At 53.4% G+C, this 1345-nt stretch carries 1 rRNA gene; it reads right to left on the reverse strand.

The annotated features are described in order from the left end of the window. Positions 1 to 35: 35 nt before the first annotated feature. Positions 36 to 1345, reverse strand: a 23S ribosomal RNA gene (locus KO1_RS26625); the annotation flags it as partial.

The raw sequence follows: 1345 nt of genomic DNA on the forward strand, positions 1-1345 counted from the left end.
TCTTCTCAAATCCGCCAAAACATCTTCGGCGTTGTAAGGTTAAGCCTCACGGTTCATTAGTACCGGTTAGCTCAACGCATCGCTGCGCTTACACACCCGGCCTATCAACGTCGTCGTCTTCAACGTTCCTTCAGGACCCTTAAAGGGTCAGGGAGAACTCATCTCGGGGCAAGTTTCGTGCTTAGATGCTTTCAGCACTTATCTCTTCCGCATTTAGCTACCGGGCAATGCCATTGGCATGACAACCCGAACACCAGTGATGCGTCCACTCCGGTCCTCTCGTACTAGGAGCAGCCCCCCTCAATTCTCCAGCGCCCACGGCAGATAGGGACCGAACTGTCTCACGACGTTCTAAACCCAGCTCGCGTACCACTTTAAATGGCGAACAGCCATACCCTTGGGACCTACTTCAGCCCCAGGATGTGATGAGCCGACATCGAGGTGCCAAACACCGCCGTCGATATGAACTCTTGGGCGGTATCAGCCTGTTATCCCCGGAGTACCTTTTATCCGTTGAGCGATGGCCCTTCCATTCAGAACCACCGGATCACTATGACCTGCTTTCGCACCTGCTCGCGCCGTCACGCTCGCAGTCAAGCCAGCTTATGCCATTGCACTAACCTCCTGATGTCCGACCAGGATTAGCTGACCTTCGTGCTCCTCCGTTACTCTTTAGGAGGAGACCGCCCCAGTCAAACTACCCACCAGACACTGTCCGCAACCCCGATTAGGGGCCCACGTTAGAACACCAGCCATTAAAGGGTGGTATTTCAAGGACGGCTCCATGCAGACTGGCGTCCACACTTCAAAGCCTCCCACCTATCCTACACATCAAGGACCAGTGTTCAGTGTCAAGCTATAGTAAAGGTTCACGGGGTCTTTCCGTCTTGCCGCGGGTACACTGCATCTTCACAGCGAGTTCAATTTCACTGAGTCTCGGGTGGAGACAGCCTGGCCATCATTACGCCATTCGTGCAGGTCGGAACTTACCCGACAAGGAATTTCGCTACCTTAGGACCGTTATAGTTACGGCCGCCGTTTACCGGGGCTTCGATCAAGAGCTTCTCCGTGAGGATAACCCCATCAATTAACCTTCCGGCACCGGGCAGGCGTCACACCGTATACGTCCACTTTCGTGTTTGCACAGTGCTGTGTTTTTAATAAACAGTTGCAGCCAGCTGGTATCTTCGACTGATTTCAGCTCCATGAGCAAGTCACTTCACCTACCATCAGCGTGCCTTCTCCCGAAGTTACGGCACCATTTTGCCTAGTTCCTTCACCCGAGTTCTCTCAAGCGCCTTGGTATTCTCTACCTGACCACCTGTGTCGGTTTGGGGTACGATTT

Origin of the sequence: Klebsiella oxytoca NBRC 105695 (assembly GCF_001598695.1) — a bacterium.
GTDB lineage: Bacteria > Pseudomonadota > Gammaproteobacteria > Enterobacterales > Enterobacteriaceae > Klebsiella > Klebsiella oxytoca.